The 22,440-nt window shown below is 44.6% G+C and carries 23 protein-coding genes; 11 read left to right on the top strand and 12 right to left on the bottom strand.

What is annotated here, in order from left to right:
- Positions 1 to 543: 543 nt before the first annotated feature.
- Together DYB02_RS05270 and DYB02_RS05275 are read left to right on the top strand one after the other, a co-directional pair.
- The gene (locus tag DYB02_RS05270) at positions 544 to 1,680 is read left to right on the top strand and encodes a flagellin (protein ID WP_015297116.1); all 1,137 of its coding nucleotides are present in this window, start codon (positions 544 to 546) and stop codon (positions 1,678 to 1,680) included.
- Between the two features lie 116 nt (positions 1,681 to 1,796).
- Positions 1,797 to 2,921 (top strand): flagellin, encoded by a 1,125-nt coding sequence (locus DYB02_RS05275; protein ID WP_029807157.1) that lies wholly within the window; start codon positions 1,797 to 1,799, stop codon positions 2,919 to 2,921.
- Between the two features lie 93 nt (positions 2,922 to 3,014).
- On the opposite strand, the gene crr is transcribed toward DYB02_RS05275, so the two are convergent.
- The 5 genes from crr to cysZ form a co-directional block, all read right to left on the bottom strand.
- A complete protein-coding gene (crr, locus tag DYB02_RS05285; protein ID WP_005382041.1) occupies positions 3,015 to 3,524 on the bottom strand; it encodes a PTS glucose transporter subunit IIA in 510 nt (169 codons plus the stop codon).
- Positions 3,525 to 3,645: 121 nt separating this feature from the next.
- Positions 3,646 to 5,370, bottom strand: a complete 1,725-nt coding sequence (gene ptsI, locus DYB02_RS05290; protein WP_005489822.1) for a phosphoenolpyruvate-protein phosphotransferase PtsI — start codon at positions 5,368 to 5,370, stop codon at positions 3,646 to 3,648.
- A 140-nt stretch (positions 5,371 to 5,510) separates the two neighbouring features.
- On the bottom strand, positions 5,511 to 5,768 hold the full coding sequence (locus DYB02_RS05295) for an HPr family phosphocarrier protein (protein WP_005436894.1): 258 nt from the start codon (positions 5,766 to 5,768) through the stop codon (positions 5,511 to 5,513).
- A gap of 298 nt (positions 5,769 to 6,066) precedes the next feature.
- Positions 6,067 to 7,035 carry a cysteine synthase A gene (cysK, locus tag DYB02_RS05305; protein WP_005489833.1) on the bottom strand — a complete coding sequence of 323 codons (969 nt, stop codon included), beginning with the start codon at positions 7,033 to 7,035 and terminating at the stop codon, positions 6,067 to 6,069.
- 163 nt (positions 7,036 to 7,198) lie between these two features.
- Entirely contained in the window at positions 7,199 to 7,942 is a 744-nt protein-coding gene (gene cysZ / locus DYB02_RS05310; protein ID WP_029806031.1) for a sulfate transporter CysZ, read from the bottom strand.
- Positions 7,943 to 8,191: 249 nt separating this feature from the next.
- Here cysZ and zipA point away from each other — a divergent pair, with 249 nt between their 5' ends.
- The 3 genes from zipA (at position 8,192) to DYB02_RS05335 (ending at position 13,164) form a co-directional block, all read left to right on the top strand.
- On the top strand, positions 8,192 to 9,142 hold the full coding sequence (zipA, locus tag DYB02_RS05315; RefSeq protein WP_021823445.1) for a cell division protein ZipA: 951 nt from the start codon (positions 8,192 to 8,194) through the stop codon (positions 9,140 to 9,142).
- 89 nt (positions 9,143 to 9,231) lie between these two features.
- On the top strand, positions 9,232 to 11,244 hold the full coding sequence (ligA, locus tag DYB02_RS05320; protein WP_029845682.1) for an NAD-dependent DNA ligase LigA: 2,013 nt from the start codon (positions 9,232 to 9,234) through the stop codon (positions 11,242 to 11,244).
- A 510-nt stretch (positions 11,245 to 11,754) separates the two neighbouring features.
- The gene (locus DYB02_RS05335) at positions 11,755 to 13,164 is read left to right on the top strand and encodes an OprD family porin (protein WP_005454568.1); all 1,410 of its coding nucleotides are present in this window, start codon (positions 11,755 to 11,757) and stop codon (positions 13,162 to 13,164) included.
- A gap of 43 nt (positions 13,165 to 13,207) precedes the next feature.
- Here DYB02_RS05335 and DYB02_RS25625 read toward each other — a convergent pair whose 3' ends face one another.
- From DYB02_RS25625 to DYB02_RS05370, 6 genes are all read right to left on the bottom strand, one after another.
- A complete protein-coding gene (locus DYB02_RS25625) occupies positions 13,208 to 13,390 on the bottom strand; it encodes a hypothetical protein (RefSeq protein ID WP_071651861.1) in 183 nt (60 codons plus the stop codon).
- Positions 13,391 to 13,930: 540 nt separating this feature from the next.
- A complete protein-coding gene (locus DYB02_RS05345; protein ID WP_025552202.1) occupies positions 13,931 to 14,392 on the bottom strand; it encodes an NfeD family protein in 462 nt (153 codons plus the stop codon).
- A gap of 9 nt (positions 14,393 to 14,401) precedes the next feature.
- Positions 14,402 to 15,319, bottom strand: coding sequence for an SPFH domain-containing protein (locus DYB02_RS05350; protein WP_005454552.1), 918 nt, complete (start codon positions 15,317 to 15,319; stop codon positions 14,402 to 14,404).
- A gap of 160 nt (positions 15,320 to 15,479) precedes the next feature.
- Complete coding sequence (locus DYB02_RS05355) at positions 15,480 to 16,334, bottom strand: thioredoxin family protein (protein ID WP_005454528.1); 855 nt, start codon at positions 16,332 to 16,334, stop codon at positions 15,480 to 15,482.
- Between the two features lie 448 nt (positions 16,335 to 16,782).
- On the bottom strand, positions 16,783 to 17,610 hold the full coding sequence (locus DYB02_RS05365; RefSeq protein WP_029804708.1) for an SDR family oxidoreductase: 828 nt from the start codon (positions 17,608 to 17,610) through the stop codon (positions 16,783 to 16,785).
- A gap of 38 nt (positions 17,611 to 17,648) precedes the next feature.
- Positions 17,649 to 18,566, bottom strand: a complete 918-nt coding sequence (locus tag DYB02_RS05370; RefSeq protein WP_020840238.1) for a TIGR01777 family oxidoreductase — start codon at positions 18,564 to 18,566, stop codon at positions 17,649 to 17,651.
- A 285-nt stretch (positions 18,567 to 18,851) separates the two neighbouring features.
- Between DYB02_RS05370 and DYB02_RS05375 the strand changes: the two genes are divergently transcribed.
- The 6 genes from DYB02_RS05375 (at position 18,852) to yfcE (ending at position 22,085) form a co-directional block, all read left to right on the top strand.
- Positions 18,852 to 19,586 carry a DUF1538 domain-containing protein gene (locus tag DYB02_RS05375; protein WP_005478515.1) on the top strand — a complete coding sequence of 245 codons (735 nt, stop codon included), beginning with the start codon at positions 18,852 to 18,854 and terminating at the stop codon, positions 19,584 to 19,586.
- On the top strand, positions 19,583 to 20,374 hold the full coding sequence (locus DYB02_RS05380; RefSeq protein ID WP_005454529.1) for a DUF1538 domain-containing protein: 792 nt from the start codon (positions 19,583 to 19,585) through the stop codon (positions 20,372 to 20,374). The genes DYB02_RS05375 and DYB02_RS05380 overlap by 4 nt, the downstream gene beginning before the upstream one ends.
- Positions 20,364 to 20,714: a P-II family nitrogen regulator gene (locus tag DYB02_RS05385; RefSeq protein WP_005382084.1), complete on the top strand. Its 351-nt coding sequence runs from the start codon at positions 20,364 to 20,366 to the stop codon at positions 20,712 to 20,714. Before DYB02_RS05380 ends, DYB02_RS05385 begins: the two co-directional genes overlap by 11 nt.
- A complete protein-coding gene (locus tag DYB02_RS05390) occupies positions 20,711 to 21,118 on the top strand; it encodes a CBS domain-containing protein (RefSeq protein WP_025442175.1) in 408 nt (135 codons plus the stop codon). Before DYB02_RS05385 ends, DYB02_RS05390 begins: the two co-directional genes overlap by 4 nt.
- A 142-nt stretch (positions 21,119 to 21,260) precedes the next feature.
- Positions 21,261 to 21,470 (top strand): hypothetical protein, encoded by a 210-nt coding sequence (locus tag DYB02_RS25870; RefSeq protein ID WP_011105727.1) that lies wholly within the window; start codon positions 21,261 to 21,263, stop codon positions 21,468 to 21,470.
- 69 nt (positions 21,471 to 21,539) lie between these two features.
- Positions 21,540 to 22,085, top strand: a complete 546-nt coding sequence (gene yfcE / locus DYB02_RS05400; RefSeq protein WP_021453881.1) for a phosphodiesterase — start codon at positions 21,540 to 21,542, stop codon at positions 22,083 to 22,085.
- A 58-nt stretch (positions 22,086 to 22,143) separates the two neighbouring features.
- Here yfcE and DYB02_RS05405 read toward each other — a convergent pair whose 3' ends face one another.
- A complete protein-coding gene (locus tag DYB02_RS05405) occupies positions 22,144 to 22,422 on the bottom strand; it encodes an Rdx family protein (RefSeq protein WP_029804709.1) in 279 nt (92 codons plus the stop codon).
- Positions 22,423 to 22,440: the final 18 nt, after the last annotated feature.

Raw genomic sequence — 22,440 nt, forward strand, 5'->3', positions numbered from 1 at the left:
CAAGCTAGGGTGAGCAGTTATTTACTACGATTGGTATCCTCTAGCCTGTATTCAATACATTCAGACGTGGATGGGAATGCGGGCTTTTGGCAAGCAACTTTATAACAAAATGAATGGCTCTCTCATCTCTCACCTGCCAATCATTTTCAATGTAGAGTTGCACCCGGTATGCCGGAAATGTGTTCATTTCTCTTGATCTCCACATAGGCTCTGGCGACCAACCTAGCCCCAGTTCTCTCAAAGGAAAAGGGGCTTTTTCTTTTCTGCATTTTCCTTCTTTTATTTTCTCTATTCATTTCCTTATCTCTTATTTTTGATGCTTTTTTGTACAATTTAGCCCTCTCGGCTCAATTTGTAGAAACTTGAGCACTTTTTCTGACTTTTCTTCAATTTTTTTAGCCAAATCTCGCAATGTTATTTTTTTAAATTTTTTTCTAAAGCTTCTGAATTTGGTGTCGTTAATAGAAGTAACTTTGAGAGAACTACTTGGTTTTCCGAGACGTCGGAAACCGCTACATCGGAAAATCAATTGGAGAAATCACCATGGCAGTGAATGTAAACACTAACGTATCAGCGATGACCGCTCAGCGTTACCTAAACAACGCAAACTCAGCACAACAAACCTCAATGGAGCGTTTGTCTTCAGGTTTCAAAATCAACAGCGCAAAAGATGACGCTGCGGGTCTACAAATCTCGAACCGTTTGAACGTACAAAGCCGTGGCCTGGATGTGGCTGTTCGCAACGCGAACGACGGTATCTCTATTGCACAAACGGCTGAAGGTGCAATGAACGAGACCACCAACATCCTACAACGTATGCGTGACCTGTCTCTACAATCAGCAAACGGCTCAAACTCGAAAGCAGAGCGCGTTGCGATTCAAGAAGAAGTGACAGCACTAAACGACGAACTAAACCGTATCGCAGAAACCACATCTTTTGGTGGTAACAAGCTACTAAACGGCACACATGGCGCGAAATCGTTCCAAATCGGTGCTGATAACGGTGAAGCAGTAATGCTTGAGCTTAAAGACATGCGCTCAGACAACAAAATGATGGGCGGTGTGAGCTACCAAGCTGAAAGCGGTAAAGGTAAAGACTGGAACGTTGCACAAGGCAAAAACGACCTAAAAATCAGCCTAACTGACAGCTTTGGTCAAGAGCAAGAAATCAACATCAACGCGAAAGCGGGCGATGACATCGAAGAGCTAGCAACGTACATCAACGGTCAAACAGACCTAGTGAAAGCGTCAGTAGACCAAGATGGCAAACTGCAAATCTTTGCTGGTAACAACAAAGTAGAAGGCGAAGTGTCATTCTCTGGCGGTCTGTCTGGTGAACTAGGCCTAGGCGACGTCAAGAAAAACGTTACGGTTGATACTATCGACGTAACTTCAGTTGGCGGCGCACAAGAATCAGTAGCAATCATTGATGCGGCACTGAAATACGTAGACAGCCACCGTGCAGAGCTGGGTGCATTCCAGAACCGTTTCAACCATGCAATCAGCAACTTGGACAACATTAACGAGAACGTGAACGCGTCGAAGAGCCGTATCAAAGATACCGACTTCGCGAAAGAAACGACGGCAATGACCAAGTCACAAATTCTATCGCAAGCGTCAAGCTCAATCCTTGCGCAAGCGAAACAAGCGCCAAACTCAGCGCTAAGTCTTCTAGGTTAATCTACCTAACACGACAAGACACAAAAGCCAGGCTCATCCCTGGCTTTTTGCTTATCGGCTATACCGATTTAGATGCGTCCTAACAGGATGTTCGACAAGGCATTCATATCGATTAGATGGTCTCTTTAAATACCAATGTTGCCGCGATGATGACGCAGCGACATCTTAGCCAAGCAGCCGATCAAAACGTTGAGTCACAGAGAAACCTGTCTTCGGGATATCGGATTAACTCAGCAAGCGACGATGCTGCAGGTCTACAAATATCGAATACTCTCCATGTTCAAACGAGAGGGATTGATGTCGCCTTAAGGAATGCTCACGATGCCTATTCTGTCGCTCAAACCGCAGAAGGCGCGTTGCATGAGAGCAGTGATATTCTGAAACGGTTACGCTCTCTCGGGCTTCAGGCCGCAAATGGCAGCCATGAACAGGATGATCGTACAAGTCTTCAACAAGAAGTTATTGCACTACAAGATGAATTGGATCGTGTGGCAATCACGACGACATTCGCGGATAAAAACCTCTTCAATGGCTCTTATGGTTCTCAGAGTTTTCATATTGGCGCCAATGCGAACTCTATATCATTGACGCTCAGAAACATGCGTACGCACATACCTGAAATGGGCGGGCAACATTATCTGGGTGACAGTTTAGACAAAGACTGGCGGGTGACGAGAGATAACCAACAGTTCGCGTTTGAATATCAAGACAATGAAGGCCAAGCGCAATCTAAAGTATTAACACTCAAAGTAGGCGATAACCTTGAAGAAGTGGCAACCTACATTAATGCCCAGCAATCGGTAGCCGATGCTTCCGTAACGCAAGATCATCAACTGCAGTTTTTTACCTCGACACTGAATGCGCCAGAAGGCATCACATGGAAAGGCAATTTTGCCGATGAGATGGATATAGGTTCCGGTGAGTTGGTGACCGTTGATGATCTCGATATGTCGACAGTAGGAGGCGCTCAGCTTGCCATTGGTGTGGTGGATGCGGCGATAAAGTATGTTGATTCTCATCGCAGTGAAATCGGTGGATTTCAGAATCGTGTGAGTGGCACGATCGATAATTTAAACTCCATTAACCGGAGTGTTTCGGAATCAAAAGGGCGAATTCGAGATACAGACTTTGCTCGGGAGTCGACAGTAATGGTGCGCTCTCAGGTGCTGCAGGATGCGACAACTGCATTACTCGCTCAAGCGAAGCAAAGGCCGAGCTCAGCACTAGGCTTGCTCAGTTGAACGTGTTTCAGCGATGCGCATCGGTCAGAAAAAAGTCAGATAATAAAAAACGCTGCCATTGGCAGCGTTTTTTCGTGTTCGGATAAGTAAAAATTACTTAGTTACACGTAGAACTGGAGTTTCACCAACAGTTACAGAACCAGAAAGCTTGTTCAGCTCTTTGATTTCGTCCATGTTAGAGATAACAACTGGAGTTAGTGTTGACTTCGCTTTCTCTTCTAGAAGAGCTAGATCGAATTCAATTACAGTGTCGCCAGCTTTAACAGTTTGACCTTCTTCAGCGATACGCGTGAAGCCTTCGCCTTTAAGTTCAACTGTATCGATACCGAAGTGAACGAAAAGCTCAACACCGTCGTCAGACTCGATAGAGAATGCGTGGTTAGTTTCGAAGATCTTACCGATAGTACCGTTTACAGGAGCTACCATTTTGTTGCCTGCTGGCTTGATAGCAATACCGTCACCAACGATTTTCTCAGCGAAAACAACATCTGGCACATCTTCAATGTTTACGATTTCACCAGATAGTGGTGCGATGATTTCGATTGCACCAGCGTCAGCGCTGTCATCAGATACAAGCTTCTTAAGTTTGTCAAACAGACCCATTGTGTCATGCTCCTAAGGTTTGGTTTTATTCTGTCGAATTATAGTATACCAATATAGCCCATTAGACGACTTTTTTCGCCGTCTAATGGCCATTAAGTATTGAATAACTTGGTACTACTGATTATTGAGTTTTCTCAGCAATGAACTTTTCAACTACTGCTTCAATTTCTGCTGCAGTAGGTAGAGAAAGCGCTTCTTCAGCCATTGCTTTCACTTCTGCGAAGTTAGAGTTACGAATAACTTTCTTCACTTTAGGGATAGAGATACCGCTCATTGAGAACTCATCCAGACCCATACCTAGAAGTAGAAGTGTTGCACGCTCATCGCCTGCAAGCTCACCACACATACCAGTCCACTTACCTTCAGCGTGAGAAGCGTCGATAACTTGCTTGATCACGGTTAGTACAGCTGGTGATAGTGGGTTGTAAAGATGAGAGATCATCTCGTTACCACGGTCTACCGCTAGAGTGTACTGAGTAAGGTCGTTGGTACCGATAGAGAAGAAAGATACTTCCTTCGCTAGGTGGTGTGCGATCGCTGCTGCTGCAGGTGTTTCAACCATTACACCGATTTCGATGTTTTCGTCGAATGCAAGACCTTCAGCACGTAGCTCTGCTTTGTACTCTTCGATTGCGTTCTTAAGCTCGCGGATTTCTTCAACAGAGATGATCATTGGGAACATGATACGTAGCTTACCGTGTGCAGACGCACGTAGGATGCCACGTAGTTGATCACGAAGGATTTCACGACGATCCAAGCTGATACGTACTGCACGCCAACCTAGGAACGGGTTCATCTCTTGAGGTAGATCCATGTACGGTAGATCTTTATCGCCGCCGATATCCATAGTACGGATGATCACAGCTTGACCGTTCATTGCTTCTGCAACTTCTTTGTACGCTTGGTACTGTTCTTCTTCAGTTGGTAGCGCAGTACGGTCCATAAATAGGAATTCAGTACGGTACAGACCAACGCCTTCACCACCGTTACGGATGATACCGTCGCAGTCTTTCACTGTACCGATGTTGCCGCAAACTTCTACGCGGTGACCATCTGTTGTTTCTGCGTGTAGGTCTTTAAGTTTTGCTAGCTCTTCTTTCTCAGCTAGGAATGCAGCTTTAACTGCTTTCGCTTCTTCTACTTCAGCTTCTGATGGATTAACAACGATCTTGTTGTTCATCGCGTCAAGAATAAGCATGTCGCCATTCTTAACTTTCTTAGTGATGTCGTTAGTACCAACGATAGCAGGAAGCTCAAGAGAGCGAGCCATGATAGAAGTGTGTGAAGTACGACCACCGATGTCACAAGCAAAACCCAGCACGTAGTCTAGGTTGATTTGAGCTGTTTCAGATGGCGTTAGGTCGTAAGCAACTAGGATAACTTCTTCATTGATGTCGCTTAGCGAAACGATGTTGATGCCTAGTGCGTTCTTCACGAAACGAGAACCGATATCACGGATGTCAGTTGCACGTTCTTTTAGGTATTCGTCATCTAGAGACTCAAGAGCACATGCTTGCTCTTCGATCACTGAGTGGATAGCGTGATCAGCAGTCATCTTGTCGTTTTTGATAAGTGCTAGGATTTCCTCTTCTAGCTCTTCGTCTTCAAGAAGCATGATATGACCTTCAAAGATCGCTTCTTTTTCTTCGCCAAAAGTTTCAAGCGCTTTTTGCTTGATAGTTTCTAGCTGAGCTGCAGATTTGTTACGAGCGTCAAAGAAACGTGCAACTTCTGCTTCTACTTGATCATCAGAAATAGTGTTTGTGTTTAGGACAATTTCATCTTCTTGAAGTAGTAGTGCTTTACCGATTGCAATACCAGGAGATGCTAGGATGCCTGAAATCATAGCCTTACCTTAAGTTTGGTCAACTTTATAAAACGGGAGAATAATGGGTGCGCTAACGAATAGTTTTAGCTTAGTTTTGAGCCTATTTCCAACGAAGCCATTTTGCTTTCACAAAATGGCTTCTGGAGTAGGAGACCGGATTAGTGTAGTTGGTCCATTAGAGCAACTAGGTGGTCTACAGCTTGCTGAGCTTGTGGGCCTTCAGCAGAAATAGTAACAAGAGTACCTTTTACTAGGCCTAGTGTTTGTAGTTTGAATAGGCTCTTAGCGCTAGCGCTTTTACCGTTAGAAGTCACAGTGATGTCCGCGTCGAATGCTTTAGCTTCTTTAACGAACTGTGCAGCTGGACGAGTGTGAAGACCGTTTTCTGCTGTGATTTCTACTTGCTTCTCGTACATGTGATATACCCCAATAAATGTATTTTTTTGTTAGTTTGTGACTAGATTTAGCTTAACTGCTTTATATCTTGTGCGCTAGCACGGGAGAGTTCAAAGCGTGTCAGTTCTGATACTAGTCAAAAGTTTGGTAACTACGCAACTGTTTGCGTGCGCAATTACTTTGAAACCTTTTTGTGTTCTGCTTCTTTATTTTGAAGCTAGAAATAAAACACCCTGATATTACCAAAGGTAGGGCAGGGATCAACAAAAAAGCCCCTGAACGGGGCTTTTTTAGACGAAAAATTGATTTGACCACATATTATTGTTGGTTCTCTTTTTCGGTAAAGATACCAGCAAATAGCGCCGTACTTAGGTAGCGTTCACCAGAGCTTGGCAGAATTGTTACGATGGTTTTTCCTTCAAATTCAGGTAGTTCTGCAATTCGGTTCGCAGCAACGACAGCGGCGCCTGAAGAGATGCCCGCAAGGATGCCTTCTTCTTCCATTAGTCGACGAGCCATCTCAATTGCTTCTTCAGAAGTCACTGGCTCAACTCGGTCGATAATGTCCAAATCTAGGTTTCCAGGAATGAAACCTGCACCGATACCTTGGATTTTGTGTGGTGCTGGTTGAATTTCTTCGCCTGCTAGTGCTTGCGCGATTACTGGTGATTCTGCAGGTTCTACAGCAACAGAAGTGATCGCTTTACCTTTCTCACCTTTAATGTAACGGCTTGTACCAGTGATAGTGCCACCCGTACCAACGCCTGCTACTAGCACATCGATTTCACCGTCTGTCGCATCCCAGATTTCAGGGCCAGTTGTTTTCTCGTGAATTTGCGGGTTAGCAGGGTTGTTGAACTGTTGTAGAAGAAGGTATTTTTCAGGATTGCTTGCTACGATCTCTTCTGCTTTAGCAATTGCGCCTTTCATGCCTTTCGCTGCTTCAGTTAGCTCAAGGTTTGCGCCTAGTGCTTTAAGTAGCTTGCGGCGCTCAAGGCTCATTGATTCAGGCATAGTTAGAGTCAATTTGTAACCGCGAGCGGCTGCTACGAACGCTAATGCGATACCTGTGTTACCACTGGTTGGTTCTACCAGCTCTACGCCTGGCTTTAAAGTGCCAGCTTTTTCTGCTTCCCAAATCATGTTTGCACCGATACGGCACTTAACACTGAAGCTTGGGTTGCGTGCTTCAATTTTCGCTAGAACGTTACCTTTGCTCACTTTGTTTAGGCGAACTAGGGGCGTATTACCAATGGTAAGAGAGTTATCTTCGTAGATTTTGCTCATAGTGATGTTCCTTCATTACACGTTGTGTGAATATGGATAGAAGAATATGCGGTATAAAAAAAAGGGAAAAGGATTAAAAAGTTATATCTTATTAGGTTGGCCGAGAATTTAGTAAAAAGAAAGGGAAGCGCATCGAACAGCCTTCCCTTTCACTAAATTTGACCTAGCGCTGATGTTTAAACTCTGCCACCCACATGGCGGTCGCACCGCATATTGCAACAGGCATGACGATAAGGTTCAAAATTGGAATCGTTGTGAATAATGAAACCAACACACCAAAGCCATAGGCTTTACCTTGCTTTTGTTTCAATTTGTAACGCATGCCGTTGAACGGAATTTTGTGGTTATCGAACGGGTAATCACAATATTGAATCGCGAGCATCCACGCGGTAAAGATAAACCATAAAACCGGGCCAACAGTTTGCCCTAGTGCCGGGATAAGTAAGAGCAAAAACAAGCCAATTGCTTTAGGCAGTATATAAAGCAGTTTTCTCCATTCGCGAGCAAGTACGCGAGGCACATCTTTTAGAACAGCCGTAAAGCCGTCGTCATTAATTTTTTTTCCGGTTAGCGTCTCTTCAACTTTTTCTGCTAACAGCCCGTTGAAGGGAGCGGCAATAAAGTTGGCTAACGTGCTAAAGAAATAAGAGAAGGTGGCCAGTATCGTTAGAGCAAGTAGGGGCCACAAGATATACGTGAGCCAAGAGAGAAACTCTGGTAACTGTCCAATCCAACCTTCAATCCACATGTTCAAGTGGGAGAATAGATAGAAGATAGCCCCACCCACGAGAATAATATTTGCTAAAAGTGGTAACACGACAAAACGTCTTATCTCTGGAGAGAGCGCCAATTGAATTCCGTATAGGAAGTAACCGAATCCGGTTCGTTGCTGATTGTTAATCTTCATATCCAATATTTTCGTGTGAGTGAGAACTCATTGTACCTGTCGATGATTTTCTTTCAATGCCCTAACAATTAGGGTCTTGCAAAGTGGAATCGTGGCAAGAATCACAACAAAAAACGGAACTTCTTGCATTAAGTTGTTCTAAACCTACATATAGTTTTGGTAAAGTAAACGTATCATTCAGATTTATTGCACTTGGGTTGCTGCTCAAGGAATTGCGAGTAGTAAAAACAGGTATATTGAGAGTAAATAATGCAGGAATTGCGATTCGTACTCATTGTTGTTGGCGCATTAGCCATCGCGGCATTGCTGTTTCATGGTTTGTGGAGCAGTAAGAAAGAAGGCAAAGCAAAATTTGGCAACAAGCCACTTGGTAAGCTGGATGTTGACCAAGGAGATAAAGATTCGGTTGAGCAAGAGCGCAGTTTCGCTCCTGCCCCTGAAGACGATTTCGAAATCATCCGTAAAGATCGCAAAGAACCAGACTTTGGGATGGAAAATACGTTTGATAGTAAGTTTGAGGCAGATCCTTTGCTTGGAGGTGTGGCAGAAGAAAAGCCTTCTGTAAAAGAAGAAGCTGAGGAAATCCCTTCTTTTGTCGCGATGAAAAACGATGTTGAAGATGTAGCAATTCAGCCGTCTGAAGTCGAAGAGCCAATGCAAGAGGTGATTGAAGAAGAGATCATGCCTTCTGCATTTGATGCGTCTAAACAAGAGATGGAAATGGTTGAAGAAGTGGCTCCTGCCGTTGTTGAACAACCAGAAGAGCCAAAGCCAGAGCCGGAAATGCAAGTGATCGTGTTGAATGTTCATTGTGCGGGCGAAGAACCATTTATTGGCACGGAACTTTTTGACAGTATGCAGCAAAATGGTCTTATCTATGGCGAGATGCATATCTTCCATCGTCATGTTGATTTATCTGGTAACGGTAAAGTGCTGTTCAGTGTGGCTAACATGATGCATCCGGGCACACTTGAGCATGGTGATCCCGCAGAGTTTTCGACGAAAGGCATTTCCTTCTTTATGACGTTGCCTTGCTATGGCGAAGCTGAGCAAAACTTCAACTTGATGTTGAGAACTGCGCAGCAGATTGCGGATGATATGGGAGGGAATGTTCTCGATGACAAGAGAAACTTAATGACTCCTGACCGTTTAGCTGCTTATCGACGCCAAATAGTTGAGTTTAATGCGGCTAACGCATAATCTTACTACCCAATTATAAAAGGGCTCCGATTGGAGCCCTTTTTCATGGATTCCCAACCTCATCGATTGACAATATACGGGGCTTTACTATGTCTGAATCAGTACATCAACGGCTAGAAGAACTCAAAGAGTCGTTGCACTACCACGCCGTTCGCTACTACGTGGAAGATAATCCAGAGATTCCAGATGCAGAATACGATCGCCTAATGCGTGAACTGCTAGAAATTGAAGCTCAACATCCTGATTTAGTGACGGTTGATTCGCCAAGTCAGCGAGTGGGTGGTAAGCCGCTTTCTGAATTTAGTCAGGTGACACACGAAGTCCCAATGTTGTCATTGGATAACGCATTCGACGACAGTGAACTCGACAGCTTTCATAAACGTGCTCAAGACCGAATCGGTGGAGAAAGCATTAAGCAGTATTGTTGTGAACCAAAGCTAGATGGCTTAGCCGTGAGTCTGTTGTATGAAAACGGTATTTTAGTTCAAGCGGCAACGCGTGGTGATGGTACTACGGGTGAAAACATCACTGAAAACGTGCGCACCATTAATGCCATTCCTCTGAAGCTGAGGGGTGATGACTGGCCAGCTCGTCTTGAGGTTCGTGGTGAAGTGTTTATGCCGAAAGCGGGCTTTGAAAAGTTGAATGAGCTTGCGCGTCAGAAGGGCGAAAAAGTGTTTGTGAACCCTCGCAATGCAGCAGCAGGCAGTCTACGTCAATTAGATTCGCGTATTACGGCTTCGCGCCCACTTAGCTTCTACGCATACAGTGTTGGAGTTGTGCAAGGGGCTGATTTGGCAGCCAGTCACTATGAGCGTTTTCTACAGATAAAATCTTGGGGACTGCCAATGTGTCCAGAGACCAAGCGAGTCGACAGTTTGGCAGACGTAAAAACTTATTATCAAGACATTCTGCAGCGTCGTGATGCATTACCTTACGAAATTGACGGAGTCGTGATCAAAATTGACGATATTGCCGTTCAAGAGCGCCTGGGTTTTGTTGCTCGCGCTCCACGTTGGGCGATCGCATACAAATTCCCGGCTCAAGAAGAAATCACAACATTGAATGAAGTTGAGTTCCAAGTTGGCCGAACGGGAGCGATCACTCCGGTTGCTAAGTTAGAGCCCGTGTTTGTTGGTGGCGTGACGGTGAGTAACGCAACGCTGCATAATGCGGATGAAATTGAGCGCCTTCAAGTAAAGATTGGTGATCAGGTCGTGATTCGTCGTGCTGGCGATGTGATTCCTCAAGTGGTTTCTGTCATCAAAGAGCGTCGACCAGAAACGGCGCGAGATATTATTTTCCCAACTCAGTGTCCTGTTTGTGGTTCGCACGTAGAGCGTATCGAAGGGGAGGCGGTGACTCGATGTACTGGCGGTTTGGTCTGTCAAGCTCAACGTAAGCAAGCGCTCAAGCACTTCGTCTCACGTAAAGCGTTGGATGTTGATGGTTTAGGTGACAAAGTTATCGAGCAATTGGTCGATCGTGAAATGGTAGAAACCCCTGCCGATCTGTTCAAGCTTTCGGCTGGCGTGTTAACCGTATTGGAGCGCATGGGGCCAAAATCTGCTCAAAACATTGTTAATGCGTTAGAAAAATCGAAGTTAACAACCTTGCCACGTTTCTTATACTCGCTAGGTATTCGAGAAGTGGGCGAGGCAACGGCGGCAAACCTAGCTCAACACTTTAAATCACTGGAAGCGATTCAAGCTGCAACGGAAGAGCAACTTATTGCTGTTCAAGATATTGGTGTGGTAGTTGCGAAGCACATTACGACTTTCTTTGAAGAAGAGAAAAACCAAGCTGTTGTTCAAGATCTCCTTGTGCAAGGTATCCACTGGCCAGAAGTTAGTGCACCTGAGCAAGGCGCAGAACTGCCACTAGAAGGTAAAACTGTCGTGCTAACGGGTACACTATCTCAACTTGGACGTACTGAAGCAAAAGAGGCGTTGCAATCTTTGGGTGCAAAAGTCACTGGCAGTGTTTCCAAGAAAACCGATATTTTATTTGCTGGTGAAAATGCAGGTTCTAAGCTCACTAAGGCTCAAGAATTGGGCATCGAGATAAAAACTGAGCAAGACTTGCTTGAATTGATAAATTAAGCACTATCAAAAAAGATAAAAAATAACTAAAAGCCCCACAGGCAAAGCTTGTGGGGCTTTTTCTTTACGCATATTAAGTGTGTTTGTATGTCTTGGTTTTGTGTTTTCTGCGTTTCAGTGATCAGGATCTCCCCTTCGAATATCCGAATTTATTTGTATTCAAGTCTGCGATGCACTTCATGTTGAATGTTTGTGTGTTGATTTAAGTGTTTGAATTTAAATGTATATATTCAATGTTTCGGTGTTAGTGTTAAAAATAAGATCTGGATCAATAACTTATATGGAACTTTGGCGTGGCTCATATTTTTTTAGAAAAAAAATAAGTTCCGTTTGGATGTTTTTAGATGCGAAGTTAGTCTTAATGGCGTGGATACACGGTGTGTATGCAGGAACTAAAAAAAACCAAATTAGAAATAATGAGGTTTAATCAGGAATTTACTTCTCTCCTTCGGCGGCCAACTAAAGGTGAGATAGAAAAATACAGCTATATCCATTTTTAGGAGTTTTTCCATGGACAAATTTTTTAAGGTTTCAGCGTTAACTGCAGCAATGTTTGGTGTTGTTGCTGTTGCTCCAGCTACTGCATCGACTGAAAGTGCAGCGGGTGGTGAATACGTAGAGAAAGTGAACGAATTTATGCATGACTCTAGTCTTAATGCAATGTTCTTAGTTGACACTCGTTCACGTACACGTACTACAGGTAAACCTGGTGGTGAGAACGGTGACCGTTGGAGCCGTCTAAACTACTCTTCTTACAACGCTATCCTAGACTTCACTTCTGGCTACCACGATGGTTGGGTTGGTGCAGATGTTGCGGCTTACTACTCTGGTGATCTTTACAACGACAGCCTTTACAACTCAAACGAAGGCTACCTATGTAACGAAATCTCAACCTGTAACAACCTAGACTGGGGTGCAGGTGACGGCCAACAACTTAAAGTTTACAAAGCTGCGCTTAAATTTAAAGCAAACGAAAACTTTAACGCTCGTGTAGGTATGCTACAAGCTGGTGGTAACGGTACTATTGGTAACGTATGGAGCTTTGTACCTGGTACTTACCGTGGCTTCGAACTAAACGCTAAGCTAGGCGACTTCAACCTAAGCTACTTCGGTGCAGACCAATTCACAGCACCTTGGCTACTTCACGAAGATGACTACGCACCAGCGCTTTGGTCTGACACTTCATGGAGCTACCTACACTCTCTAGGTCTAAACGGTAACCTAACTGACAGCTTGTTCTTCCAAGTTGGTCTTGGTCAAGCGACTGGCGTTAAATACGCAAATGGTATCGACTGGGGCGCAGGTCAAGTGACTAGCTACCACAACGAAACTGACAACACATCTTACAAAGCTTACTTGAAGTACACAGTAAGTGACCGTACAACTCTTGCATTTGACTTCTACGGTGTTGATGACGATGTGAAATACGATGGTCTAGGTTTCCACACTGGTCTATCTTTGAACCAGTCTTTCGGCAAGCTAGCATGGATGTCTGAACTACGTTACACAGACACAGACAACCGTTCTGACTTCGTTCCACGTACTATCCATACTTACGGTATGAACAACGGTACTTGGTCTCAGTGGTGGGATGCTCTATCTGACTGGAACAAAGCGGGCGAGCTAGCATGGTACAACCGTCTATCTTACAACCAAGGTAACGGCTGGAACTACTACCTAGGCTTTGGTTACGGTTCTGGTGCTGACTCAGCTGCAAGCGGTGCATCTGGTGACTGGGATTACGAAAGCGAGTACGCATTCAACGCAACAGTATCTTACTCTCTACAGAGTGGTGCGCTTAAAGGCTCTACAATCCGTCTACACGGTACAATCCTAGAGCGTGACGAGTACGCTGGTGCTGGCGACGCGGACGAGACAGACCTACGTCTACAAGTTCTTATCCCTTACAGCTTCCACTAATCAATTAGTGAATAATCAAAAAGGAGCCTAATGGCTCCTTTTTCTATTTTACTTCTCTGCCGTCATACATTTTGCAATATAACGGTGGCAGCATGTGGACATTACCATTTGGTAATTCACATTTCACTTCAGGTGCTAATGTTCTTCCTCCTGAAGCGCCATTTGCTTGAATAGTAAATGGAATTGTAGCTGAACATATTAATAGTATTCCGGCTAATAATTTCATAACGATCACCCTCTACGTTTAAGACTTTATTACGCCTGTTACCCAAAGTTTGTGTATTTGGCGTGCTAAGTGCTCAAACAAAAACATGTCTCACTACCTTAATACCGCTCACACATACCGCAGTAAATGGTGTCTCCCATTGTGTGCCCAACCGTGCTGGAACAAGCTCTACCTTTGGTGTGGTGAGGACCAACTCAGTTATCAATAAAACGGTAGGAAAGACTTTTCTACTTACCTAAAATATAAGCATTTACCTTTATGCTTATGGATTAAGTATGTATAGGGAGTTGGAAAGATCAAAAATTAATTCAACACTGTTTTATTTTTTATATTGAAATTAGATTGAAAATGACAGGAAGCAGTGAACTATCTTTTTGATTAATTCTTAGTTGATGAATATCAATAGGATTTACAAGATGGAATTTAATAATATTTATATTACTTATTTTTTAAGGACAAATTGAATAACACGATGAAATAAAAAGAATTGAGAGAAAAGAAAGTAATGAAGCAGTCTTTACTTCATTACTTTGACATAAATTACTCAGAAATAGGCTCCACAATGAGGATTATTCCATCGATCGCGACGATTTTTACACGAGTACCAGCTCGGATATTTTGCTCACACTGTGCAGACCAGGTGGTATCGGCGATGCGAATTCTGTTTAACCCAATTGAAAAATCTTCCTCAAGTATCACGCTGCGGCCAATCAACTGCTTGTACTTTTGGTTGAGATCTCTTGTTTGATCATCTTGTTTGTCTCTTGACCACTGGCGTCGCCACCATAACCAAGTTGTCAGCAAACTGAAAGTCGCGAAAGATAACCATTGAAGTTGCCAGCCGAAAGGGAGCACTGCCAATAACGCTCCCACGAATAACGCCGATAACCCCAACCACAGAAAGTAACCCGCTGTACCAAGTAGCTCAACGGCAAGCAGCACAAAGCCGAATGCAAGCCAGTGCCAAAATGTTATGCCATCAAGCAGGTTGAACAAGTCCATAACTGGGTCCTAATCTTTATTTTGTTGTTTAAACATTTCTGCGATGCCCGCAACAGAGCCCATGAGTCCGGTTGCTTCCAAAGGTAGCATAATGATTTTTCCGTTTTCAGCTTGACCAATACTCTTGAGAGCTTCTGTGTAGCCTTGCGCGATGAAGTAATTAACGGCTTGCATATCGCCTTTTGCGATGGCTTCGGAAACCATGTAAGTCGCTTTTGCTTCCGCTTGAGCAGCACGCTCACGCGCTTCAGCATGGAGGATAGCAGACTGTTTTTCACCTTCTGCTTTTAAAATCTGCGATTGTTTGTGACCTTCTGCTTTGAGGATTTCTGCCTGACGGACACCTTCAGCCTCGAGAATTTCAGCACGTTTATTACGCTCTGCTTTCATCTGGGCGTTCATTGCAGCAGTTAGATCGGCTGGTGGCTGAACATCTTTTATTTCAATACGCGTGACTTTTACACCCCAAGGGTTTGTTGCTTGGTCCACGATCGCTAGCAGCTTGGTATTGATCATGTCACGTTGGCTCAGCATTTCATCGAGTTCCATCGAGCCAAGTACGGTACGAATATTCGTTAGCGTTAGATTACGAATCGCGTGTTCTAAATCGTTTACTTCGTAAGCCGCCTTAGCCGCATCGATAACTTGAACGAAACCAACTGCATCGATCACCACGTTTGCGTTATCTTTTGAAATGACCTCTTGTGCTGGAATATCAAGCACACGTTCCATCATATTTACTTTTTGACCAATTTTATCAACGAATGGAATGATCAAGTTTAAGCCCGGCTTTAATGTGTGGGTGTAGCGTCCAAAGCGTTCAACTGTCCAGTTGTTTCCTTGTGGAACCGTTTTGATGGCTGAAGACAAGATAACGACAGCGAGGACGACGAAAATACCGATAGTGATCAGTGAATCGATAGGCATGATTTATTCCCTTGAGTGCATAATAACTGATTCATTTTCACGCATTTTTGGGTTGTAGACAATCGAAGATATTGAGAAGAAACGATAGCGGGGCGATTTTAGGTAAAACAAAGGCCGGATTTCCGGCCTTTATTGTCTTATTTTTAGAAGAACTCTGGGTTTAGTACAAGATGGAGTACAGCTGGCGACGATATTTACTTGCAATAGCGTTGCCTTGTCCTAAGGCGCTTAGGATATCCATAAAGGTCTTCTTCACTTCGCCATCTTGCGCGCCTAGGTTTACTTTTAAAATGTTCCAAAGTAGCTCTAGCGCTTCTTCATCACGACCCACTTGGTTGTATTGTACTGCTAGCTCACATGCCAATTCGAAATTGTCTGGGTTAGCTGCCAACTCTTGTTCCAAGCGCTTTAATTCTGGACTTTCAGCCGCTTGCTGATGCAGTTCCAGTTTCGCGATTAAGCTTTTGTAAGAGTTGTCTTGATACTCCAGTGGGATGGTTGCTAACAACTCTTGTGCTAATTCGAATTGTTTGGTTTCTAGCAAACAATCGGCTTTCGCTAATTTTACATCACCGCGTGATTGCAGTTCATCTGACAGCGTTTGAATGACGTTCAGAGCTTGTGCATGTTCGCCTTGTTGAAGCAGTTCGCTTACTTGCTTCAATAGTTGCTCGTCAGGGCTTGGCAAATGTTTTTGTAGCATTGCGCCAATCGCTTCGATTGGTTGAGGCCCTCCTAAGCCATCGACCGCTTGTCCATTAACAAACAACGCGATTGTTGGCAGTACTTGCACACCAAATTGGGAAGCAAGCGCTGGTTGATCTTCACAGTTCAGCAGAGCCAATGTAAAAGCACCATTGTACTGTTGAGTGAGAGCTTGCAACTCAGGTAGCACTTGTGCGCTTTCTGGTTGAGCGTTGGCCCAAAAATGAATCAGAACGGGCGTGTTCATTGATCCTTCAAGCACTTCTCTAAAATTCTGTTCTGTTAACTCAACGATAAATGGGGATTGCATCTGAGTGTCCTTGCTTTTAATTCAGGTCGATGTCTGTAGATATGGAGCTAATTGAATGGAAAATCAAGCGGGTCGAGCATATTAGGAAAAACGCTGCCGAAGCAGCGTTATCCTATTTGCAAGCGAAAGTGCAATTAAATTGGTAGTTCTCGCACGTTAGATAGCAGAGCATGGCATCGTGCAAGGTGTGGTATCAAAATAGGATGAACATCGTCAACACTACACCCACACTAAGCCAGTTCAGCTGATTTAATGTCATTGTTGCCTCGCATTCGTACAAAACATACTGGGTGGCGATACCAAATCTTTTTAAGTTCAAAATCTTAAGAGGAAGTCTTAATTGATAAACTTAATAAGAAATTGATTCGAGCGCGTGAGGTTTTTTTAACCTACGTGCTCATAATGACATCACATTGTTACGATGAAATTACATTACGACAAAATATTTCTATGCAGCTTGTCGCAAAATTTTATCGAGGACACGAGTGGGTAATAATCGTTTCAAAATCGCAAACAACTTGGTTGGTGTCGTAATGCGATAGCGAATTTTAGGTTTATTGCTGGTTAGTGCGTGAAGAACGGGTTCGATACAAGCTTCTGCCGGCAGCACGAATCGATTATTCGATTTATCGTTATCTAAACGCTTTTTCTGTCCTTCATACGCGATACGGTGAGGGCTTGAATCTACGTCAATCCATTGCTCAAAAGCGTGCAGAGCGTTGTGTCTAAATTGCGTTTCAATGGGGCCGGGCTCTATCAACGCCACTTTGATGTTGGTATCAGCAAGTTCGAGCCGTAATGTATCTGTCCACCCTTCTAGGGCAAACTTTGAGGCGTTGTACGCCCCACGATACTTCATTGCGGCAAAACCCAAGACGGAACTGTTTTGAATAATGCGTCCTTCACCCTGAGCACGCATAGTGGGTAGCACCTCTTGAACCAATTGGTGCCAACCAAAAAAGTTGGTTTGAAATTGCGCTTTCAATGCTTCGGTAGGCAGATCTTCTAATGCACCGGGCTGACCATATGCGCCGTTATTGAACAGGGCATAAAGCTGGCCTTGAGCCAATTCAATCGCTTGTTTTGCGCCACTAGTGATGCTTATTGGGTCGTCGAGGTCGAGCTGGATACAGGTTAACCCTTCTGATTGGAGTCGTTGAACGTCATCAAGCTTTCTACAAGAGGCGATGACGTTAAAGCCTTGTTTATGGAGTGCATGAGCACAAACGTACCCGATGCCCGTTGAGCAACCCGTAATGAGGATGGATTTATTCATGTGTTAGCTTAATGCGAGAGACAGATAAGCTTTATCATTCAACAGCTTCTATCTTGAAGCAAGTGCTTCAGTGCTGGTTCTATTCTTGAATAACTAAATTTAAAGCCGAGCTCGGTGAGTTTCTTAGGTTTGGCTCGCATACTGTCAAACAACAAACATGCTGATTCTCCCATCGCCAATGCCATGACCCATTTAGGTGTGAATAGAATATGAGGACGTTTGAGTGTTTTCGCTAACGTGCGGCTAAATATCCGGTTAGTCACAGGGTGAGGAGCGCACATGTTGAAGGCACCATGCGCGTGAGGGGTTTCAAGCAGGTACATAATGGCACGAACCATATCGAGGATATGAATCCAAGGCATGTATTGATTGCCATTGCCAAGCGGTCCGCCTAACCCCAATTTGTAAGGCAAGAGCATTTTCGCGAGTGCTCCGCCATTAAGCCCGAGTACGACGCCTGTCCGGAGAAAGCAAACGCGGGTTTGTTCGGACTCGGCTCGTTTGGCGATTTGTTCCCACTTGGCGCAAACCATATGCGGGAAATCGTCGTTATTCACATGAAGACACTCATCGAACGGATGATCCTGCTGGTCGCCGTAATAACCGACAGCAGATCCACTAAGAAACACAGAAGGCGGTTCGGTACTGGCGTGAATCAGCTCAACAATTTGCTCGGTAATTTTCCAGCGACTGTCGCAAATTTTCTCTTTTTGCTGCTCCGTCCAACGCTTGTCTGCGATTGGTTCTCCTGCGAGGTTGATGACGGCATCTATGTTGTTGAGATCGGCGAGTTCATCAAGAGAAGCAAGGTACTCGATATTACCTAAATCAGCGTACTGCAAGTGCTGTTTGGCTTGGTCTGGCGATCGGGTCAGTAACACTATCTGATGAGTGGTGAGCAGTTTGAGTAACTCAGACCCTATAAACCCAGTTCCACCTGTAAGTAATATCTTCATAGCATCTCTTTGAATGTCAATATATTAGAACATTATAGTCGTTTTGCGCCTCGCTTGATCAGTTCAGCGCTGCTTATCATGCGTTCTTCCATCTTTCAGATAAATTTTCGTGGTGGCTCATCCAGTTCACATATTAGGAAAATGTAACCAAATGTTAGTGGTGACATAAGGTTGTTCACGTTTGTGAGTAGAAATTTATGCCACACTGAGAGTAGATGATAAGGATATCACTGGACAGGTCTCGCCTTCAGAGCCAATAACTTGTTCGTCAAAGGGAGGATTTGCATGGAAGCACTCACTGCTTTGTTCCGCGCTCTGTTTAACAGTGCCCGCGATCTTCTTCCTATTGTGATTGTTATTACCTTCTTCCAATTGGTGGTTCTGCAAGAGCCTTTACCTAACTTGGTCTCGATTCTTTTTGGTTTGTTGTTGGTCATTTTAGGCCTGACGTTTTTTATTTTCGGGCTAGAACTCGGCTTGTTCCCCATTGGCGAAAATATGGCACAAGCCTTTGCTCGAAAGGGCAGTGTGTTTTGGTTATTGATTTTTGCGTTTTGCTTGGGGTTTGGAACCACTATCGCAGAGCCAGCATTGACTGCTGTTGCAGAAGAGGCCTCAGAGGTGGCGGCTGAAGGCGGGATGATCCCCAATTCCGAACAATCCATGACGGAGTATGGCGTTGGCCTGCGGATAACGGTGGCTTTTTCTGTTGGGATTGCGATTGTGATTGGGGTGCTGCGCATCTTAAAAGGGTGGCCAATTCATTACATGATCATCGGTGGTTATGTTGGCGTTGTGACTCTTACTTGGTTTGCGCCAGAGTCGATCATCGGCGTTGCTTACGACTCGGGTGGCGTGACCACGTCAACGATTACCGTCCCTTTGGTGACGGCATTAGGTGTGGGGTTAGCTTCGGCCATTAAAGGGCGTAACCCTATGGTGGATGGTTTTGGGTTGATTGCGTTTGCCTCTTTACTGCCAATGATGTTTGTCATGATTTATGGGATGGCCGTTACATGATTTCATTCGAACATTTCTTAGATACGTTGCTGTCCACCATTCGTGATGTGATCCCGATTGCGGCGATTATTTTTGGCTTTCAATTGGCTGTGCTGCGCCGCCCAGTGAATAACCTCAAAAAAGTGTTGCTCGGTTTTGCGTATGTCATTGTTGGGTTATCGTTGTTTTTACTCGGTTTGGAGATGGCATTGTTTCCGTTGGGCGAAACAATGGCGGTGCAGTTGACCGCTCCTGAATTCGTCCGAGAGTTTAAAGTCTCTATTGGGCAGGCGTTAGAGTGGGTCGACTATTATTGGGTGTACACCTTTGCTTTTTTTATCGGCTTTAGTACGACCATTGCTGAGCCATCTTTGATTGCAGTGGCCATCAAAGCCAATCAAGTGTCTGGTGGCAGTATTAGTGTAAATGGCTTACGAGTTGCGGTTGCTTTAGGCGTAGCGATAGGTATCGCGCTTGGCAGCTATCGTATTGTGGTGGGCGACCCGATTCATTACTACATCATTGCGGGGTATATCGTCGTGGTGATTCAAACCTTTTATGCGCCTAAGTTGATCATTCCACTTGCCTACGATTCAGGTGGTGTCACCACCTCTACCGTGACAGTGCCTTTAGTGACGGCGCTTGGGCTGGGACTAGCGTCAACTGTGCCAGGCAGGAATCCGATGATTGATGGCTTTGGGCTTATCGCCTTCGCCAGTTTGTTTCCAATGATATCCGTAATGGGGTATGCGCAAATTACTCAGTGGCTTAATAAAGACACCTCGGAGGACGAAGAAAATGCGCTTTAAATTGATACTCGCGTTTGTTGAAGACAGCAAAACAGACAAGGTGCTCGATGCGGCTCGTGATGCAGGAGCAACGGGGGCGACCGTGATCAATAATGCTCGTGGTCAAGGTTTAAATCAGAAGCGGACGTTTTTTGGATTAACCCTAGAAGTACAAAAGGATGTTCTGCTTTTTGTGGTGGAAGAGCACCTTTCTCGGCACATACTTGAGACCATTAATGAAGTGGGAGAGTTTGACCGAGAGTCGGGGCAGGGGATTGCGATTCAAATTGATATCGAGGATGCCGTAGGTGTTGCGCATCAAGTCGAAACGTTGACCAAGGTGGTTGAGGATGAACTATGAGTAATCAAACGATAGTACGAGTAAGGGATGTCATGGCTGCTACTTACGTTATGGTAGATGGACTGATGACCGTATACGAAGGCATTACTCTAGCAAAGAAGTATCAAGTGAAAGCGCTGGTGGTCAAAAAGCGCGATGACAACGACGAATACGGCATTGTGCTAATGAATGATATTGCGAAGAAAGTGTTGGCAAATAACCGTGCCCCTCAGCGCACCAATATCTACGAAATCATGACTAAGCCTGCTTTGTGTGTCGATCCTAATATGAACGTTAAATACTGTGCTCGTCTGTTCGAGCGATTTGGGATCAGCCGCGCGCCCGTGATTGAAGATGGGGAAGTGATCGGCATGGTGAGTTACAACAATATCGTGATTAATGGCATGGTCAGAGAGGACGGCTAAACTGTGTAAGTAACATGCGTAATATTTTTCTCAAGTCAGCGACATGCGTCAATCTCTAAGATATTGATTATTAATGGTGTTGCATATATTTTCACAGGCGCTATTCTTTGTGCCCTAAGCATATAGTTGAGGAATTTAAATCATGCCTTTAGTCTCTTGCCCTGTGTGTGAGAAACAAATATCGAAACGTGCTCACACATGTCCAGGGTGTGGGGAACCGGACCCGTTACACCATTTAGCGAAGTCGAAGTTCATTTCGATGGTTTTTTGGACATTAGTTTTAGTCGGTGCTGGATATTTTGCTTGGTTCCATTTGCTACCAATGCTGATTGAGACTGTGCGTCATCAGTAATCGGGAAGTCGGTTGAGCATACGTCAGAATGCCGTAGAATAGCCTCATACATTTTGAGGAGACAACGTCGTGAAACTATTTTTTGCCTCAGACCTGCATGGCTCTTTGCCAGCAACCGAAGAAACCATCAAGTTATTCCTAGCATCAGGTGCAAAGCATTTGGTGCTGTTGGGTGACACGTTGAACCACGGACCACGCAACCCGATTCCGGAAGGGTATAACCCGCCCCAAGTGGCGGAGCTTCTCAACCAATACAGTCAGCAAATCATTTCCGTACGCGGTAACTGTGACAGCGAAGTAGATCAAATGCTGCTGAACTTCCCAATGATGATGGATTACGCATGGGTATTGCTAGAGTCTGGTAAGCGAATCTTTCTGACGCATGGCCATTTGTACAACAGCGATAAAAGACCACCTTTGCGAGAGGGTGACATCATCGCTCATGGTCATACGCATGTTCCCGTAGCCGAAATGAAAGAGGGGGTGGTGATCTTTAACCCCGGTTCAATGACCTTCCCGCGTAACGGTTTACCAAGAAGCTTTGGATTACTGGATGGGAATACGCTCAGTGTTCAAACGCCAGAAGGTGAAGTGCTGGCGCAGACGACGATTTAACGACCAACTAAGGTTAGTCGCTACGAAAATGATTTAAATAAGGGAACCGAGTGTTCCCTTATTTTGTATCGGAATGACCGAGATCGCGCTCTGGGTCGATGATGTCTCTTACGCGCTGTTTTAGTACTTTTGCCTCAGGAAAACCGCCGTCCTTCTTACGTTCCCAAATTTGCTGGCCATTGCAGAAAATCTCGAATCGACCACCTGTGTCTGGATGCAAACTGATGGTTTTGATTTCTTCGCTAAAAGTATGCAGCAACTCTTGTGATAGCCAAGTCGAACGCAACATCCAGTTGCATTGTCGGCAGTAATAAATATCAATGATTGCTTTATCCATGAAAATTTCCTTTTAACT

This window comes from Vibrio parahaemolyticus (assembly GCF_900460535.1).
In the GTDB taxonomy this organism is placed as follows: Bacteria; Pseudomonadota; Gammaproteobacteria; order Enterobacterales; family Vibrionaceae; genus Vibrio; species Vibrio parahaemolyticus.

Coding starts and splice junctions, on each gene's coding strand:
- DYB02_RS05270 (WP_015297116.1), top strand. CDS start 544: ATGGCAGTGAATGTAAACACTAACGTATCAGCGATGACCGCTCAGCGT.
- DYB02_RS05275 (WP_029807157.1), top strand. CDS start 1,797: ATGGTCTCTTTAAATACCAATGTTGCCGCGATGATGACGCAGCGACAT.
- crr (WP_005382041.1), bottom strand. CDS start 3,524: ATGGGTCTGTTTGACAAACTTAAGAAGCTTGTATCTGATGACAGCGCT.
- ptsI (WP_005489822.1), bottom strand. CDS start 5,370: ATGATTTCAGGCATCCTAGCATCTCCTGGTATTGCAATCGGTAAAGCA.
- DYB02_RS05295 (WP_005436894.1), bottom strand. CDS start 5,768: ATGTACGAGAAGCAAGTAGAAATCACAGCAGAAAACGGTCTTCACACT.
- cysK (WP_005489833.1), bottom strand. CDS start 7,035: ATGAGCAAAATCTACGAAGATAACTCTCTTACCATTGGTAATACGCCC.
- cysZ (WP_029806031.1), bottom strand. CDS start 7,942: ATGAAGATTAACAATCAGCAACGAACCGGATTCGGTTACTTCCTATAC.
- zipA (WP_021823445.1), top strand. CDS start 8,192: ATGCAGGAATTGCGATTCGTACTCATTGTTGTTGGCGCATTAGCCATC.
- ligA (WP_029845682.1), top strand. CDS start 9,232: ATGTCTGAATCAGTACATCAACGGCTAGAAGAACTCAAAGAGTCGTTG.
- DYB02_RS05335 (WP_005454568.1), top strand. CDS start 11,755: ATGGACAAATTTTTTAAGGTTTCAGCGTTAACTGCAGCAATGTTTGGT.
- DYB02_RS25625 (WP_071651861.1), bottom strand. CDS start 13,390: ATGAAATTATTAGCCGGAATACTATTAATATGTTCAGCTACAATTCCA.
- DYB02_RS05345 (WP_025552202.1), bottom strand. CDS start 14,392: ATGGACTTGTTCAACCTGCTTGATGGCATAACATTTTGGCACTGGCTT.
- DYB02_RS05350 (WP_005454552.1), bottom strand. CDS start 15,319: ATGCCTATCGATTCACTGATCACTATCGGTATTTTCGTCGTCCTCGCT.
- DYB02_RS05355 (WP_005454528.1), bottom strand. CDS start 16,334: ATGCAATCCCCATTTATCGTTGAGTTAACAGAACAGAATTTTAGAGAA.
- DYB02_RS05365 (WP_029804708.1), bottom strand. CDS start 17,610: ATGAATAAATCCATCCTCATTACGGGTTGCTCAACGGGCATCGGGTAC.
- DYB02_RS05370 (WP_020840238.1), bottom strand. CDS start 18,566: ATGAAGATATTACTTACAGGTGGAACTGGGTTTATAGGGTCTGAGTTA.
- DYB02_RS05375 (WP_005478515.1), top strand. CDS start 18,852: ATGGAAGCACTCACTGCTTTGTTCCGCGCTCTGTTTAACAGTGCCCGC.
- DYB02_RS05380 (WP_005454529.1), top strand. CDS start 19,583: ATGATTTCATTCGAACATTTCTTAGATACGTTGCTGTCCACCATTCGT.
- DYB02_RS05385 (WP_005382084.1), top strand. CDS start 20,364: ATGCGCTTTAAATTGATACTCGCGTTTGTTGAAGACAGCAAAACAGAC.
- DYB02_RS05390 (WP_025442175.1), top strand. CDS start 20,711: ATGAGTAATCAAACGATAGTACGAGTAAGGGATGTCATGGCTGCTACT.
- DYB02_RS25870 (WP_011105727.1), top strand. CDS start 21,261: ATGCCTTTAGTCTCTTGCCCTGTGTGTGAGAAACAAATATCGAAACGT.
- DYB02_RS05405 (WP_029804709.1), bottom strand. CDS start 22,422: ATGGATAAAGCAATCATTGATATTTATTACTGCCGACAATGCAACTGG.